This window comes from Streptomyces sp. NPDC055815 (assembly GCF_053616475.1).
Genome location: NZ_JBSHDU010000088.1, coordinates 1 through 16,512 on the forward strand (window position 1 = coordinate 1; position 16,512 = coordinate 16,512).

The 16,512-nt window shown below is 72.5% G+C and carries 12 protein-coding genes; 6 read left to right on the top strand and 6 right to left on the bottom strand.

All coding sequences use genetic code 11. The features are described 5' to 3' along the window. Nucleotides 1-298 precede the first annotated feature (298 nt). Entirely contained in the window at nt 299-3,562 is a 3,264-nt protein-coding gene (locus tag ACWGN5_RS35590) for a BTAD domain-containing putative transcriptional regulator (RefSeq protein WP_453522550.1), read from the top strand. A 15-nt stretch (nt 3,563-3,577) separates the two neighbouring features. Here the strand turns inward: ACWGN5_RS35590 and ACWGN5_RS35595 are convergent, their stop codons facing one another. The 3 genes from ACWGN5_RS35595 to panB form a co-directional block, all read right to left on the bottom strand. Further along, nucleotides 3,578-4,438, bottom strand: coding sequence for an ABC transporter permease (locus ACWGN5_RS35595; RefSeq protein ID WP_453522551.1), 861 nt, complete (start codon nt 4,436-4,438; stop codon nt 3,578-3,580). Further along, complete coding sequence (locus ACWGN5_RS35600) at nt 4,435-5,445, bottom strand: ATP-binding cassette domain-containing protein (RefSeq protein WP_453522552.1); 1,011 nt, start codon at nt 5,443-5,445, stop codon at nt 4,435-4,437. The genes ACWGN5_RS35595 and ACWGN5_RS35600 overlap by 4 nt, the downstream gene beginning before the upstream one ends. A gap of 111 nt (nt 5,446-5,556) precedes the next feature. Continuing rightward, nucleotides 5,557-6,420 (bottom strand): 3-methyl-2-oxobutanoate hydroxymethyltransferase, encoded by an 864-nt coding sequence (panB, locus tag ACWGN5_RS35605; protein ID WP_453522553.1) that lies wholly within the window; start codon nt 6,418-6,420, stop codon nt 5,557-5,559. A 202-nt stretch (nt 6,421-6,622) separates the two neighbouring features. On the opposite strand from panB, the gene ACWGN5_RS35610 reads away from it, so the two are divergent. From ACWGN5_RS35610 to ACWGN5_RS35625, 4 genes are all read left to right on the top strand, one after another. Next, complete coding sequence (locus ACWGN5_RS35610) at nt 6,623-8,233, top strand: DHA2 family efflux MFS transporter permease subunit (RefSeq protein ID WP_453522554.1); 1,611 nt, start codon at nt 6,623-6,625, stop codon at nt 8,231-8,233. A 321-nt stretch (nt 8,234-8,554) separates the two neighbouring features. Continuing rightward, entirely contained in the window at nt 8,555-9,187 is a 633-nt protein-coding gene (locus ACWGN5_RS35615; protein WP_453522555.1) for a TetR/AcrR family transcriptional regulator, read from the top strand. A gap of 210 nt (nt 9,188-9,397) precedes the next feature. After that, on the top strand, nt 9,398-10,405 hold the full coding sequence (locus tag ACWGN5_RS35620) for an endonuclease/exonuclease/phosphatase family protein (protein ID WP_453522556.1): 1,008 nt from the start codon (nt 9,398-9,400) through the stop codon (nt 10,403-10,405). Nucleotides 10,406-10,510: 105 nt separating this feature from the next. Further along, nucleotides 10,511-11,746 (top strand): MFS transporter, encoded by a 1,236-nt coding sequence (locus ACWGN5_RS35625; RefSeq protein WP_453522557.1) that lies wholly within the window; start codon nt 10,511-10,513, stop codon nt 11,744-11,746. Here the strand turns inward: ACWGN5_RS35625 and ACWGN5_RS35630 are convergent. Then, entirely contained in the window at nt 11,712-13,472 is a 1,761-nt protein-coding gene (locus tag ACWGN5_RS35630; RefSeq protein WP_453522558.1) for an NAD+ synthase, read from the bottom strand. The genes ACWGN5_RS35625 and ACWGN5_RS35630 overlap by 35 nt on opposite strands. 104 nt (nt 13,473-13,576) lie before the next feature. Here ACWGN5_RS35630 and ACWGN5_RS35635 point away from each other — a divergent pair, with 104 nt between their 5' ends. Further along, nucleotides 13,577-15,055, top strand: a complete 1,479-nt coding sequence (locus tag ACWGN5_RS35635) for an APC family permease (protein WP_453522559.1) — start codon at nt 13,577-13,579, stop codon at nt 15,053-15,055. Between the two features lie 312 nt (nt 15,056-15,367). Here ACWGN5_RS35635 and ACWGN5_RS35640 read toward each other — a convergent pair whose 3' ends face one another. Together ACWGN5_RS35640 and ACWGN5_RS35645 are read right to left on the bottom strand one after the other, a co-directional pair. After that, nucleotides 15,368-15,793: a CBS domain-containing protein gene (locus ACWGN5_RS35640; RefSeq protein ID WP_453522560.1), complete on the bottom strand. Its 426-nt coding sequence runs from the start codon at nt 15,791-15,793 to the stop codon at nt 15,368-15,370. 123 nt (nt 15,794-15,916) lie between these two features. Continuing rightward, on the bottom strand, nt 15,917-16,495 hold the full coding sequence (locus ACWGN5_RS35645) for a DUF305 domain-containing protein (RefSeq protein ID WP_453522574.1): 579 nt from the start codon (nt 16,493-16,495) through the stop codon (nt 15,917-15,919). Nucleotides 16,496-16,512 lie beyond the last annotated feature (17 nt).

Below are 16,512 nucleotides of genomic sequence, written 5' to 3' on the forward strand. Positions count from 1 at the left end.
CGGCGCCCCGCCGCCGTGTGGGCAATCGTCCCGCAGGGCGGGACGGGTGGGCACACGGGACGGCGCCCTCTCGCGGCGCCTCCGCGTTCCGCGCCCTGACCCGCACCACCTTGCGCGGCGCACATCCGGTGCGGGTTCAGGCGCGGAACGCCTAGGCCCGGCTGGGGCGCCGTTCCGTTGTGCCCACCCGTTCCGCCCCAGCGGAACGATTGCCCACAACGGCGGGGCGTCGGCCCACAAGGGGCGGGGCGCAGGCCCAGGTGGGCGCGGCGCGCGCGGGCTCGCGGAGAATGGGGGCGTGCGTTACTTCGTGCTCGGTTCGACCCGCGTTCGTGAGCCCGGCGGCACCGACCTCCCCGTAGGCGGCCCCCGGCTCCGCGCGCTGCTCACCGTCCTCGCCCTGCGGGCCGGCCGGACCGTCCCCGTGGCCGACCTCGTCGACGAGGTGTGGCACGGCGACGAGCCGCCCGCCGACGCGCCCGCCGCGCTCCAGGCCCTCGTCGGCCGGCTCCGCAGGGCCCTCGGGCGGGACCGGGTGGTGTCCGTGGAGGGCGGCTACCGGCTCGACGCCCGGCCCGAGGACGTCGACGCCCGCCGTTTCGAGCGCCTCGCCGCGGAAGGCATGGCCGCGTCCGACCCCGCCCGCGCCGCCGCCCTCCTGGACGAGGCCCTCGGGCTGTGGCGGGGCCCCGCGCTGGCCGATCTGCCGGACCGGGACGCGGAGGCCGCCCGCTGGGAGGCCCGCCGGCTCGACGCCCGCCGGGCCCGGCTCACCGCGGCCCTCGCCCTCGGCGACGCGCCCGACGTGCTCCCGGAGCTCACCGCGCTCTGCGAGGCCCACCCGCTGGACGAGCCGCTCCAGGCCCTCCGGATCCGCGCCCTGCGGGACACCGGCCGGGCGGCCGAGGCGCTCGCCGCGTACGAGTCGGTCCGCCGCGCCCTCGCCACCCGCCTCGGGACGGATCCGTCACCCGGCCTGCGCGCCCTCCACGCCGAGCTCCTCGTCCCCGAACCGGCCCCCGCGGCCCCCGCACGCGGCAACCTGCGCGCCCGGCTCACCAGTTTCGTCGGCCGCGAGGAGGAGATCGCCCTCGTCCGGGACGACCTGCGCCGCGCGCGCCTGGTGACGCTGCTCGGGCCCGGCGGGGCGGGGAAGACCCGGCTGTCGCAGGAGGCGGCCGAGCGCGGCGGCGGTGACTGGCCGGACGGCGTGTGGGTGGCGGAGCTCGCGCCCGTACGGGACCCGGAGGCCGTCCCCGAGGCGGTCCTCGCGGCCGTCGGCGCCCGCGAGACCGTGCTGCGCGGCGCCGGAGCCGAGGAGCTGCGCGGCGGCGGCGACCCGCTCGCCCGGCTCGTCGAGCACTGCGCGGGGCGGCGGATGCTGCTCCTCCTCGACAACTGCGAGCACCTCGTCGCCGCGGCCGCCGAACTCGCCGAGACCCTCCTCGCCCGCTGCCCGGAGCTCCGGGTGCTCGCCACGAGCCGGGAGCCGCTGGGCGTCCCGGGCGAGGCGATCCGGCCGCTGGGCCCGCTGCCGGAGGGCATGGCGCTGCGGCTGCTCGGCGAGCGGGGCGCGGCGGTCCGCCCGGGTTTCCGCGTCGAGGACGACCCGGTCGCCGCGGGCGAGGTGGTGCGGCGCCTCGACGGCCTGCCGCTGGCGATCGAACTGGCGGCGGCCCGGCTGCGGATGCTGACCCTGCGCCAGATCGCGGACCGGCTCGACGACCGCTTCCGCCTCCTGACCTCGGGCGCCCGGACCGTACTGCCCCGGCAGCAGACCCTGCGGGCGGTCGTCGACTGGTCCTGGGACCTCCTGGACGAGGCCGAGCGGGCCGTCCTGCGCCGGCTCGCCGTCTTCACGGGCGGCTGCGACCTGGAGGCGGCCGAGGCGGTGTGCGAGGGCGAGGCGACGGCCGTGCTCGACGTGCTCGGGGCGCTCGTCGACAAGTCCCTCGTCGTCGCCGCGCCCGGCGGGACCGGCATGCGCTACCGGCTCCTGGAGACCGTCGCCGAGTACGCCGGCGAGCGGCTCGACGAGGCGGGGGAGCGGACCGACGCCGAGCGCCGGCACCTCACGTACTACCGCGAACTCGCCCGCCGTACCGACCCGGAGCTGCGCGGCTCGGGCCAGGCCGCGGCCGTCGCCCGCCTCGGCACCGAGTACGGGAACATCCGCACCGCCCTGCGCCGGGCCGTCGACGCACGCGAGGAGGACGAGGCGCTGGTCATCGTCCACTCGCTGCTCTGGTACTGGCAGATGCGCGACCTGCGCGGCGACGCCCTCCACTGGGCCGAGGCCGTCGTCGCGCTCGGCCCCGACCCGTTCGGGACGCCCGCCGCCCCCGTCGTACCGCTGCACGAGCCGTGCACCGCCGCGCCACCGCCGCTCTCCGAGGAGCAGCGCTGGGAGGCCCGGCGCGGGGTGCGGCTGATCGAGCTGCTCAACATGGACCACGAGACGGGCCGCTGGACCACGCCCGCGGGGGTGGAGCGGCTGCGGCGGATCAACGAGGTCTACCCGCCGGGGCTCCCGCAGACCTGCCGGCTGCCCGGCTCCTTCGCGGTGTTCGCCGTCCTCCTCATCGGCGAGCCGGGCCGGATGGGCGAGGCCCTGGAGGCGCACGTGGGCGCCTGCCGCCGCTACGGCTACGACTGGGAGCTCGCCAACGCCCTGCAGCTGCGCGCCAACATGCTCGCCAACCGGGCCGACCTGGCCGAGCGGGCGAGCGCCGACGCCGAGGAGAGCCTGGGCATCTTCGTCCGCCTCGGGGACGCCTGGGGCGCGGCGGAGGCGCTGGCCTCGCGGGCCGAGGCCAGGGAGCGGCGTCTCGAGTTCGAGGGCGCCGCCCAGGACTACGCCGACGCGATCGCGTACGCGGAGCGGATCGGCGCCCAGTCCCAGATGGCGCTGCTGCGGGCCCGGTACGCCGACATGCTGATCGAGACCGGCCGCCGTGAGGAGGCGGAGCGGATCCTGCGGGAGGTGGTGGAGGGCGAGCACGGCTGGGGCCACGAGCCGATGCTGGCGGCCCGGATCTTCCTGGCGCTGCTGCTCGGCCGGACCGGTCGGACGGCCGAGGCCCGGGTGCATCTGGAGCGGCTGCTGAAGGAGTTCAGCTCGGAGACCTTCTCCATCTTCGAGGGCTTCACGCTGGGCAGCCTGGCCTGGGTGTTCAACCTCGAAGAGGGCTACGGCCCGGCGTTCGGGCTGGCCCGGCAGGCGTACGAGCGCTCCCTCGGCTCCCTGTCGCTGATGGTCGCCCCGCAGATGCCGGCGGTCCATCTGATCAGCGCGGCCTGGGCGCTCGCCGGGCTCGGCGGTCCTCCGGCCCGTACGGCCGCCGTGCTCCTCGGCGCGTACGAGGGTCTGCTGCCGCCCGGTCATCTGCCGCCGCCGTTGGAGCGGGAGAACCGGGCGCGGGCGACGGAACTGGCCCGGTCCGCGCTCGCGGACGGGGAGTTCGAGGCGGGGTACGCGGAAGGCGGCGGCCTCTCCTTGGAGGAGGCCGCCGCCCTGCTCGGTCGCGCCGCCGACGCGATCAGTGAGCGCGCCGAGTCATGATCCCCCGGTCGGGACTCAGGTCTTCTTGCGGAACTTGGCGACCGCGAGCGGTGCCGTCACGACGGTGATCAGCGCCGCCCAGCCGAGGGTCATCCACACCGAGTGGGCGACCGGACCGCCGTTGATGAGGTTGCGGGCGGCGTCGGCGAGGTTGGACAGGGGGTTGTAGTCGGTGAAGGTCTCCAGCCAGCCGGGCATCGAGGTCGGCGGGGCGAAGATCGAGGAACCGAACTGGAGGGGCATCAGGACGAGCATGGCCATGCCCTGGACGGCCTGGGCCGTCTTGAGGCTGAGGCCGAGCAGGATGAAGATCCACATGAGGGAGGCTCCGAAGACCATCGACAGGCCGATGGCGGCGAGGAGGTGGAGGACCGAGGTGTGGATCTCCAGGCCGAGCAGGAAGCCCATGCCGAGCAGGATCGCGGTGGCGATCAGCATGCGGCCGACCTCGACGACGATCTTCGCGATGAGGACGGAGGACCGGGCGATCGGCATCGTCCGGAACCGGTCCATGACCCCCTTCTTGAAGTCGTCGTTGATGCCGACGCCGACGGCCATCGCGATGTTCATGCCCATCATCGCCATCAGGCCGGGCGTCACGTAGTTCACGTACGCGTCGTTGTTGCCCTTGCCGGCGATCGCGCCGCCGAAGACGTACACGAACAGCAGGATGAAGATGATCGGCATCATCACGGCGTCGAACATCGACTCCGGGTCCTGCTTGATCTGGAGGGCGTTGCGCCGGGCCAGGGCGCCGATGTGGCGGAGATTGGCCCGCAGGCCGATCCGGCCCTCGGCGACGGGCGCGGTGCGCGCGGCGGCCGGACCCGGACCGCGGGTCTCGGCGGGGGACTTGGTGACAGTGGTCGTGCTCACGCGGCGACCTCCTCGGTGATCGCGTCGGAAAGTCCGGCGTCGGCGGTCTTCTGGCCGGTGATCGCGAGGAACACCTCGTCCAGGCTGGGCAGATGGGTGCCGATGTGGGCGATGCCGAAGCCGCGCGCGCCGAGCAGGCCCACGACGGCCGTCAGCTGCTCGTCGGCGAGGATCGGCACGTACAGCACGCCCTCGTCGGGGACGACGGTCGAGCCGGCGACGCCGTCCAGACCGGTCTCGCGGAGCGCGGCGGCCATGGCGGGCAGCTGGCCCGGGTCCACGGGGCGGACCTTCAGGGTCCGGCCGCCGACCTTCGCCTTGAGCTCGTCGACTCCGCCCTTGGCGATGACCCTGCCCTTGTCGATGACGGTCAGCTCGTTCGCGAGCTGCTCCGCCTCCTCCATGTACTGGGTGGTGAGCAGGACGGTCGCGCCTTCGGAGACCATGCGCTGCACCTCGTCCCACACCTCGTTGCGGGTGCGGGGGTCGAGGCCGGTGGTCGGCTCGTCCAGGTAGAGGACGGCGGGCTGCCCGATCATCGAGGCGGCGAGGTCGAGTCGGCGCCGCATGCCGCCGGAGTAGTTCATGGCCGGGCGCTTGGCGGCGTCGGTGAGGGAGAAGCGCTCCAGCATCTCGTCGGCGCGGCGGCGGGCGTCGGCGCGGGAGAGGTCGAGCAGCCGCCCGATCATGTAGAGGTTCTCCCAGCCGGACAGCTTCTCGTCGACCGAGGCGTACTGACCGGTGAGGCCGATGGTGCGGCGCAGCTGGCGGGGGTGCTTCACCACGTCGTACCCGGCGACGGTGGCGGTCCCGGCGTCCGGGACGAGGAGGGTGGACAGGCAGCGGACGAGGGTGGTCTTCCCGGCGCCGTTGGGCCCGAGGACCCCGAGGACGGTGCCTTCGCGGACGTCGAGGTCGACCCCGTCGAGGGCCTTCGTCGCGCCGAAGTGCTTCACGAGGCCCCGGACCTCGACGGCGTTGGTGTGTGATCGCGTCATGTCCACCATGGAACAGGGGCCCACCGACAATCCCCCTACAGACGACCGACAGCCCCGCCGACATCGGTCGGCGGGGCTGTCGGTGGCCTGTAGGCCGCTTCCACGCGGGTCCGCGGGGGATCAGTGGAAGGTGTGCTCCTCGGCGGGGAACGATCCGCCGCTGACGTCCTCGGCGAAGGCGCGGGCGGCGTCGCCGAGCGTCTCGCGGAGGTTGGCGTACTGCTTGGTGAAGCGCGGCACCTTGCCGCCGGTCAGGCCGGCCATGTCGGTCCAGACGAGGACCTGTGCGTCGGTGGCGGCGCCGGCCCCGATGCCGATGGTCGGGATGTGCAGGGAGCGGGTGACCTCGGCGGCCAGCTCGGCCGGGACGAGCTCCAGGACGACGGCGAAGGCGCCCGCGTCCTGCGCCGCCTTGGCGTCGCTGAGGAGCCGGTGGGCGGCCTCGTCGGAGCGGCCCTGCACGCGGTAGCCCATGGTGTTGACGGACTGCGGGGTGAGTCCCAGGTGGGACATGACGGGGATGCCGGCCTGGACGAGGAGCTCGGTCTGCGGCAGCGAGCGCTCGCCGCCCTCCAGCTTGATCGCTCCGACGCCGGCGTCCTTGACCAGCCGGGTGGCGTTGCGCAGGGCCTGGACGGGCCCTTCCTGGTACGAGCCGAACGGCAGGTCGCCGACGACGAGGGCGCGCTTGGTGCCCCGGACGACGGCGGCGGAGAGCAGGGTCATCTCGTCCATCGTGACGGGCACGGTGGTGTCGTAGCCGAGGTGACAGTTGCCCATCGAGTCGCCGACGAGGATCACTGGGATGCCGGCCTCGTCGAAGACGGAGGCGGTCATCGCGTCGTAGGCGGTGAGCATGGGCCACTTCTCGCCGCGGACCTTGGCGGCGGCGATGTCGTGGACGGTGATGCGGCGGGTGCCCTTCCCTCCGTACAGCGCCTTGCTGCTGTCGGCGGGCGGTTTCTGGGCAGCCTGAAGCGTCATGGTGAACGGCTCCTCTGTGTCATCTCGAGGCGCCCTGTGGCGTCCCCGGACCACATCCATGGTGGCACTTCGCCGGGCGGGCGGGGAAGTGGGCCGGAGTGGCGCTGTTCACACCGCCGTTCACACGCCCGCAACGTAAAGACTTTCCCCGTATTTTCGATACGAGACGGTCTCGTATCGAAATTGCCCTAGGGTGGTGCTCATGTCATCCACCGCACCCGTCGTACCCGCCGGGCCCCGCGTCCCCGAGGCCGTCCACCGGCGCCGCTGGGCCGTCCTCGGCGTCCTCATGCTCAGCCTGCTGATCGTCGTCCTGGACAACTCGATCCTCAACGTCGCCGTCAAGACGATCGCGGCCCCCGCGCCCACCGGCATCGGCGCCACCCAGAGCGAGCTGGAGTGGTCCATCAACTCCTACACGCTCGTCTTCGCCGGACTCCTCTTCACGTCCGGCCTCCTCGGCGACCGCCTCGGCCGCAAGAAGGTCCTCCTCTTCGGCATCACCGTCTTCGGCATCGGCTCCGCCCTCGCCGCCCTCTCCGGCTCCCCGGGCGAACTCATCGCCTACCGGGCCGTCATGGGCCTCGGCGCCGCCTTCGTCATGCCCGCGACGCTCGCCGTCCTCATGAACGTCTTCGAGCGCGACGAGCAGCCCAAGGCCATCGGCATCTGGGCCGGCAGCGTCGGCCTCGCCATCGCCGTCGGCCCCATCACCGGCGGCATCCTCCTCGAACACTTCTGGTGGGGCTCGATCTTCCTCATCAACGTGCCCGTGGTGATCCTCGCCCTCGCCCTGATGCTGTGGCTCGTGCCCGACTCCCGGGACCCGAACCCCGGCCGCGTCGACATACCCGGCGTGCTGCTCTCCGTCGTCGGACTCGTCCTCCTCGTGTACGGGATCATCCGCGGCGGCGAACTGGCCAGCTTCACCGACGTCACCGTCCTCGCGCCCGTCCTCGGCGGCCTCGCGGTCCTCGTCGTCTTCGTCCTCCACGAGCGGCGCAGCGACCACCCGGCCATCGACATGTCGTACTTCAGGAAGCCGGCGTTCTCCGCGGCCGTCGCCGCGATCGCGCTCGTCTTCTTCGCCCTCATGGGCGTGACCTTCTTCTCCGCCTTCTACCTGCAGAGCGTCCGCGGCTACAGCGCGCTGGAGTCCGGGCTGCTCATCCTGCCGCTCGCCGTCGCGCAGATGGTCTTCGCGCCCCGGGCGCGGCTCGTCGTCGAACGCTTCGGCGCGAGGGCGGTCTGCACCGCCGGCATGCTGCTGGTCGCCGCGGGCCTGGCGGCCTTCGCCTTCTTCGAGGCCGACACCCCCGTCTGGGTCCTGGAGGTCGTCTTCTTCCTCCAGGGCGCGGGCATGGCGCACATCATGCCGCCGGTCACCGTCGCGATCATGCAGGCGCTGCCCCGCGAGAAGGCGGGCTCCGGCTCCGCGATCAACAACACCTTCCGGCAGGTCGGCGGCGCGCTGGGCGTGGCCGTCCTCGGCTCGGTGCTCTCCTCCACGTACCGGGGCGAGATCGAGGGACACCTGGGCAACGTGCCGGCGGCCCTGCGCGACACGGCGGGCGAGTCGATCGAGGCGACGCTCGCGATCGCGGAGAAGCTCGGCCCGGCGGGCAAGGGGCTGGTCGCCCCGGCGTACACGGCGTTCCTGGACGCGATGCACGTCACGGCGGTGGCGTCGGCGGCGATCGGCCTCGCGGGGGCGGCGGTCGTCGCGATCTTCCTCCCGGGCCGGGCGTCGGCCCCGCCGGCCCCGGACGAGGCCCCGACGCCCCAGCCCCACGCCTCGACCCGCGCGGGCTAGCCCAGGCCCGCGCCCGTGTGGGCAATCGTCCCGCAGGGCGGGACGGGTGGGCACACGGGACGGCGCCCGCTCGCGGCGCCTCCGCGTTCCGCGCCCTGACCCGCACCCCGTGCACCGAGCTGGTGGTGCGGGTCCAGGCGCGTGAGCCTCTGGCGCCGGCAAGGGCGCCGTTCCGTTGTGCCCACCCTCCCCCAAGCTCTCGGCTTCGCTCGAGCAGGGGGGACCCCCATCGCCCCGGCGGAACGCATGCCCACAACGGGGCGGTCCGGCGGGAGAGAATCAGGGGGACGAGGTAGTACCCGGACGAGAGGCGGAGCGTACGTGTCCCTGCAGGACAGCGGGAACCCCGAACCCGCACCCACCCCCGAGGGCGCACGGCGGGGCCGCCCCCGGTCCGAGGCCGTCGAGCAGGCGATCTTCGACGCCGTGGTCGGGCTCCTGGAAGAGGGCGTCCCGCTCACCGAGCTGTCCATCGAGCGGATCGCCCGCACCGCCGGCGTCGGCAAGGCGACGATCTACCGCCGCTGGCCCGGCAAGGAGGAGCTCTTCGTCGAGGTGCTCCGCTCCGTGGAGCCCCAGGACCAGGCCCTCAAAGGCACCTCCGTCCGGGACGACCTCGTGATGCTCCTGGAGATGCTGCGGCAGCGCGGCCTCGCCAAGCGTTCCTCCGCGCTGCTCCACAACGTGTTCTCGCAGATGCAGGCCTATCCCAAGCTGTGGGAGGCCTATCAGAACACCGTCATCGAACCGCGCCGCCGCCTCGGCCTCGACACCGTGCGGCGCGGCATGGAGCTGGGGGAGATCCGCGACGACCTGGACGTCGAGTTCGTCAACGACCTCTTCACCGGCCCGCTGCTCCTCCGTACCGTCATCCGTCCCGGCGCCTCCCTGGACCCCGGCCTCGCCGAGCGGGTGGTCGACGCCATCATGGAGGGCCTGCGCCCCCGGCCCTGACAGCACACCGCCCCGATCCGTACGAATGTGCGCGTTCTGTCACAGCCTCCCCGCCGCGCGCCACCTGCAGGAACCCGCCACGCGCCCATGTCGTCCCTGGGGGAGTACGACTGACCCGTCATCGCCTAGTGTCGACGTCGGGTCACGGAGCGGGACAGCAGTGCGGCAAGGCAGCAAGGCAGTGAGGACAGTGCGATGGCGCGGGTGGACATGACGGATACCGACCACGGCGGCGCGGGGAGCGGGCGTCCCCGGTCCCGGTTCCGGACCGCGCTCGACGGGCTCCGCCACGACCGGGGCATCTGGCGCCGGGGCATCCTGCTCGCCGTGACGGCGGTGGCGCTCACGCTGCTCATGGTGTTCCACTCGGACATCCCGAACCGGGTCGGCAACCTGGGCAGCCTCACCGAGACCTTCCTGCCCTGGCTCGGCCTGTTCGTGCCGCTCCTGCTCGTGCTCGCCCTCGTGCGCCGCTCGGCCACCGCGCTGATCGCCCTGCTGCTTCCGGCCGTGGTGTGGCTCAACCTCTTCGGCGGTCTCGTCGCCGACAAGTCGGCCCCGGGCGGCGACCTGACCGTCGCCACCCACAACGTGAACGCCGACAACCCCGACCCCGAGGGCACCGCCCGCGCGCTGGCCGCCTCCGGCGCCGACGTGCTCGCCCTGGAGGAGCTGAAGGGCGACATGGTCCCGGTGTACGAGAAGGGCCTCGCCGAGACCTACCCGTACCACTCGGTCCAGGGCACGGTCGGGCTGTGGAGCAAGCTGCCGCTGCGCGCCGCGCAGCCCGTCGACATCCACATGGGCTGGACCCGCGCCATGCGCGCCTCCGTCGTGACCCCGAAGGGCGAGGTGGCCGTGTACGTCGCCCACCTGCCCTCGGTACGGGTCAAGATGAACGCCGGCTTCACCGCCAACCAGCGCGACAACAGCGCCAACGCGCTCGGCGAGGCCATCTCCAAGGACCGGCACGAGCGGATCGTGCTCCTCGGCGACCTCAACGGCACCATGAACGACCGCGCGCTCAACGCCGTCACCTCGCAGCTGCGCTCCACCCAGGGCGCGGCGGGCGACGGCTTCGGCTTCAGCTGGCCGGCCTCGTTCCCGATGGCCCGCATCGACCAGATCATGGTCAAGGGCGTGGAGCCGATGTCCTCCTGGGCGCTGCCGGAGACGAACAGCGACCACCTGCCGATCGCCGCCCGCGTGAAGCTCTGACCCGGAGTTCCGAAACCTCCCCTTCATCCTCCGGAAGCCGCCGGGAAGAAAACGTCTGAGACGATTTGTTTCGTCGAAGAACTAATTCCAGGAAAGGCTCCACCCATGCCCCTGGCGCTGCTCGCGCTCGCCGTCTCCGCCTTCGGCATCGGCACCACCGAATTCGTGATGATGGGCCTGCTCCCGCAGGTCGCCGACGACCTCGGCACCTCCGTCCCGACCGCCGGGTACCTCGTCTCGGCGTACGCGATCGGCGTGGTCGTCGGCGCCCCGCTCCTCACGGCCCTCGGCTCCCGCGTCCCGCGCAAGCGGATGCTGCTCCTGCTGATGGCCCTGTTCACGGTCGGCAACCTCGCCTCCGCCCTCGCCCCCGGCTTCGGCTGGCTGGTCGCGGGCCGGGTCCTCGCCGGGCTCCCGCACGGCGCGTTCTTCGGCCTCGGCGCGGTCGTCGCCGCCCGGCTGGTGCGCGAGGACCGGCAGGCGCGGGCGGTCGCCACGATGTTCCTCGGCCTCACCGTCGCCAACATCATCGGCGTACCGGCCGCGACCCTGCTCGGCCAGCACCTCGGCTGGCGCGCCACCTTCCTCGTGGTCTCCGCGATCGGCCTGCTCGCGATGGCCGCGCTCGCCCGCCTCGTGCCGTACGTGCCGGTGGACGGGCGGCAGGGCCTCGCCGGGGAGCTGCGCGCCCTGCGCCGCCCGCAGGTGCTGCTCGGGCTGCTCACGGCCGTCTTCGGCTTCGCGGGCGTCTTCGCCGTCTACTCGTACCTGGCCTCGATGACCACCGAGGTGATGGGCTTCGGCGACTCCACGGTGACGATCGTCCTCGGACTCTTCGGCCTCGGCATGACCGGCGGGGCGCTCGCCGCGGGCCCGCTGACCGACCGGGCGCTGCGCCCGACGCTGTACGGCTCGCTCGCGGCCCTCGTCCTCGCCCTGGTCGCGTTCCGCTTCACCGTCCACGTGCCCTGGCTCGCCCTGGTCACGGTGGTGGTGCTCGGCGCGGTCGGCTTCCTGACGACCACCCCGCTCCAGATGCTCGTCATGAACAAGGCGAAGGACGCCCCGACCCTCGCGTCCGCCTCCAACCACTCCGCGTTCAACCTCGCCAACGCGGGCGGCGCCTGGGCCGGCGGGGCCGCCGTCGCCGCCGGCTGGGGCTGGACCTCGCCGGCCCTCGTCGGCGCGGGCCTCACCGCCGTCGGACTGGTGATCGCGGCCGTGGCGGGCCTGCTCGACCGGGGTACGGGGGAGGGGGCCTCCCGCGTCGTGGCGGCAGGCCCCCTCACGGCGGAGGAGCCGACGGTCAGCCGGTCGTCGTCTCCCGCCAGCCGTTCGTGATCGGCAGCCGCCGGTCCTTGCCGAAGCCCTTCGCCGAGATCTTGGTGCCCGGCGGGTACTGGCGCCGCTTGTACTCCGCCGTGTCCACCATCCGCAGCGTCCGCGCCACGAGCTCCTCGTCGAAGCCGGCCGCCACGATGGCGTCCCGGCCCTGGTCCCGGTCCACGTACAGCGCGAGGACCGCGTCGAGGACCTCGTAGTCCGGCAGCGAGTCCGTGTCGACCTGGCCCGGGCGCAGCTCGGCGCTGGGCGGCTTGGTGATCGAGCTCTCCGGGATCGGCGGGGTCTGGCCGCGGTCCTCGGCCGCCCGGTTCCGCCAGCGCGCGAGGCGGAAGACGTCCGACTTGTAGACGTCCTTGATGGGTCCGAACGCGCCGACGGAGTCGCCGTACAGCGTCGAATAGCCCACCGCCAGCTCCGACTTGTTGCCGGGCGCGAGGACGATGTGGCCCTCCTGGTTGGAGAGCGCCATCAGCATCGTGCCGCGCAGCCGCGACTGGAGGTTCTCCTCGGCGAGCCCGGTGAGCCCGAGCGCGCCCATGTACGCGTCGAACATCGGCTCGATCGACACCGTGCGGAAGTGCAGCCCGGTGCGGCGGGCCAGTTCGGCGGCGTCGCCGCGCGAGTGGTCGGAGGAGTACTTCGAGGGCATCGACACGCCGTACACGTGGTCCGCGCCGAGCGCGTCGCAGGCGATCGACGCGACGAGCGCCGAGTCGATGCCGCCGGACAGGCCGACCAGCACCGAGCGGAAACCGTTCTTCGCGACGTACGCCCGCAGCCCGATGACCAGCGCCGAGTACACCTCCTCGTCGTCGTCGAGCCGGTGCGCGTAACCGCCCGTCAGCTCCGGCTCGTACGCGGGCAGCGGCTCCTCGGAGAGCACCACCCGGTCGATCCGCAGCCCGTCGTCCACCAGGCCCTCGGGCGCGTCCTTCTCGGCCGCCGGCAGCTCCAGGTCGAGGATCACGCTGCCCTCGACGAACTGCGGGGCGCGCGCGATCACTTCGCCGGCGGCGTCCACGACGATCGAGTCGCCGTCGAAGACCAGCTCGTCCTGGCCGCCCGTCATCGCCAGATAGGCGGTGACGCAGCCGGCCTCCTGGGCCCGCTTGCGGACCAGTTCGAGCCGGGTGTCGTCCTTGTTCCGCTCGTACGGCGAGGCGTTGACCGACAGGAGCAGCCCGGCGTGGGCGCTGCGCGCCGCCGGCACCCGGCCGCCCTCCTGCCAGAGGTCCTCGCAGATCGCCAGGGCCACGTCGATGCCGTGGACGCGGACGACGGGCAGGGTGTCGCCCTGCACGAAGTAGCGGTACTCGTCGAAGACGCCGTAGTTCGGCAGGTGGTGCTTGGCGAAGCGCAGCACCACCTCGCCGCCGTACAGGACGGCGGCGGCGTTCTCCGGGGAGCCGGCGGGCCGGCCGAGGCGCGGCACGGCCCGCTCGGAGCGGTCGAGGTAGCCGACGACGACCGGCAGCCCGCCGAACCCCTCGTCCGCGAGGCGCCGGGCGAGCCCGCGCAGGGCCGTCCGGGACGCCTCGACGAAGGAGGAGCGCAGCGCGAGGTCCTCCACGGGATATCCGGTCAGCGCCATCTCGGGGAACGCGACGAGATGCGCGCCCTGCCCGGCGGCGTGCCGGGTCCAGTGCACGATCGCCTCGGCGTTCCCGGCGATGTCTCCGACGGTCGAGTCGATCTGATTCAGTGCGAGGCGTAGTTGAGGCACCCGCCCAGTGTAATCGTCAGACCGACGCTATGTCCTGGGATCGGCGGGGGCGAGTCCCGCTCCGTCGACATGCGGGGCGGCCGCGCCCCGCTGATCATGGCCCCATGACGACCACTGACGAACCGGCAGAGTCGGCACGGCCCGCCGCGACCGACACGGCGGCCCCCCAGGACGACGGCACGAAGCGCCAGTTCATCTCCTGGCTGACGCTCGCCTTCATGACCACCGCGTCCGTCGCCAGCCTGCGGCCCTCGCCGTCCATGGCCATCTACGGACTCGCCGCGATCTTCCTCTACCTGCTCCCCGCCCTCGTCTTCCTGCTCCCCACCGCCCTCGTCGGCGCCGAACTCGCCTCCGGCTGGTCCGGCGGCATCTACCGCTGGGTCAGCGAGGCCCTCGGCAAGCCCCTCGGCTTCCTCGCCGTCTGGTGCCAGTTCGCCATGACCATCGCGTACTACCCGAGCCTGCTCGCGTACGTCGCCTCGACCTTCGCGTACGTCATCGACCCCTCCCTCGCGGAGAACGGGCTCTACGTCGCGATCGTCATCATCGTCATCTACTGGTCCGGGGTCTGGATCTCCTCGCGCGGCACGAAGACCATCGCCGGCCTCTCCTCCTTCGGCCTGATCGTCGGCACCCTCATCCCCGGCGTGCTCCTGGTCGTCCTCGGCATCGTCTTCCTCGGCCAGGGCAACCCCTCCGCCCAGCCCATGAGCGCCGACCACTGGCTCCCGCCGTGGACCGGACTCGCGAGCCTGGTCCTCATCGTCAACAACTTCCTGTCCTACGCGGGCATGGAGATGAACGGCGTCCACGTCTCCTCGCTGCGCGAGCCCAAGCGCGAGTACCCGAAGTCGATGTTCCTGGCGACCGGCCTCGTGCTGCTGATCTTCATCCTTCCGGCCCTCGCCATCGCCTGGGTCATGCCCGCGGAGCAGCTCAGCCTCACCGCCGGTCTGATGCAGGCCTTCCAGGCCTTCTTCGACCACTTCTCCATCGGCTGGATGACCAAGGTCGTTGGCATCATGCTGGTCTGCGCCGCCCTCGGCGGCATGCTCACCTGGCTCGCCGGACCCGCCAAGGGCCTCGTCCTGCTCTCCCGGCAGGAGGGCTATCTGCCGCCCTCGCTGCAGAAGTTCAACAAGGACGGCGCCCCGCAGAACATCATGATCGCGCAGGGCGTCATCACCACCCTGATCGGCATCCTCTACGCCTTCAGCGACGACGTCTCCAGCGCCTACTGGATGTTCTCCGTCATCACCGTGCAGATCTACCTCATCGCCTACCTGCTGATGTTCGTCGCGGTCGTCAAGCTCCGCAGGACCCAGCCGGACGTCGAGCGAGGCTTCCGCGTCCCCGCCGTCGCCTGGGTCGCCGGCATCGGCTTCGTCGCCTCCGTCGCCGCGCTCGTCATCGGCTTCGTCCCGCCCGACCAGTTCGGCAACCAGCCGCTCTGGCGCTACCTCCTCATCGTCGGCGGCGGCCTGCTGCTCCTCGGCCTCGCCATCCCGGCCGCCCTCCTCAAGTACCGCAAGCCCGGCTGGGTCCACCCCGACCACCGGGAACCTTCGGCCGCGCCCTGACGTTCGACCCGGTCCGGACGTAGGGGGTGCCGACCAGCCCCTCGGCGGCCTCTTCCGCGCCACCGACCTCACGGCCGGCCTCCTGGTCCTGGCGGGCGCCCTGACCGGCCTCGCCGGCACCAGGGCCTGGCTCGCCGTCCTGGCAGTCTCCCTCGGCGGTACGGAGCGGGGGCGTGGCCCACCACCTGGCCGTCGGCGCCGGCGCGCGCCGGCCCGGCGGCTCGGCGCCCGCTACGAGGCGGCCGAGCCGTCGGGCCTTCTGGTCATGCCGGACCGCCCGGACGCGGTGGCCCGGGCAATCCTGCGTACCGGTCAGGAAGCGGAAGCGGAGTAGACGCTCATACAGAACGCCTTGATCTGCTCGTCCGACAGATGCTGGGCCAGATCGGCCTCGCTGATCATGCCGACGAGCCGCTTGTCCTCGATGACGGGAAGCCGCCGGATCTGGTGGCTCTGCATCTCCTCCAGGACGGCGCCCACGTCCGCGTTCGACTCGACCCAGCGCGGAGTGCCCTGCGCCATCTCGCCACAGGTGATCTTCGACGGGTCGTGGCCCATCGCCACACAGCCGACCACGATGTCACGGTCCGTGATGATGCCGCAGAGCCGTTCGTTCTCGTCGGCGATGGGCAGCGCGCCCACGTTCAGGTTGCGCATCAGCTGAGCTGCGCGGTCGAGCGTCTCGTGTGCCGGGATCCACTGGGCCCCGGTGTGCATGATGTCCTTCGCCGTGGTCATGGGGTGCGTACCTTTCGTCGAACGTGTCGTACGAACTCCCCGAGCCCACCCATTGTCGGCGGACGACCCGGCCCCCGCGACCGCAGCCGGTCACGGGGGCCGTAGGCCTTACGGACAGGGGCCTCAGGCCCCGCGCTTCTTCAGCATGTCCGCCATCAGCGCCATCTCGGAGCGCTGCGCGTCGACCATGCCCTGCGCCAGGTTCCGCTCGATCTCCACGCCGCACTTCTGGACACAGCCCTCGGCCATGTGGACCCCGCCCCTGTGGTGCGCGGTCATGAGCTTCAGGTACAGGACCTCGGCCTCCCGGCCGCCGGCCTTCCTCAGCTCGTCGAGCTGCGCGTTGGTCGCCATGCCCGGCATCAGCGCCCCGTCCAGGTCGCCCGTGTCGCCCGAGCCGCCCATGCCCATCCAGGCCATCGGCTCGACACCGGACTCGTTCTTGGGCAGCCCCCACAGGTCGAGCCAGCCGAGCATCATGCCCCGCTGGTTGGCCTGCGTGTTGGCGATGTCGTACGCGAGCCGCCGGACCTCCTCGTCCTTCGTCCGGTCCCGGACGATGAACGACATCTCGACGGCCTGCTGGTGATGGACGGCCATGTCCCGGGCGAAGCCGGCGTCCGCGGACGAGGACACCGGGGTGCGCGGGGCCTCGTCACGGTCGGCGGAGGCGACGGTGACCGCGCCCCCGGCGAACAGCATGGCGAGGGCGACCGCGG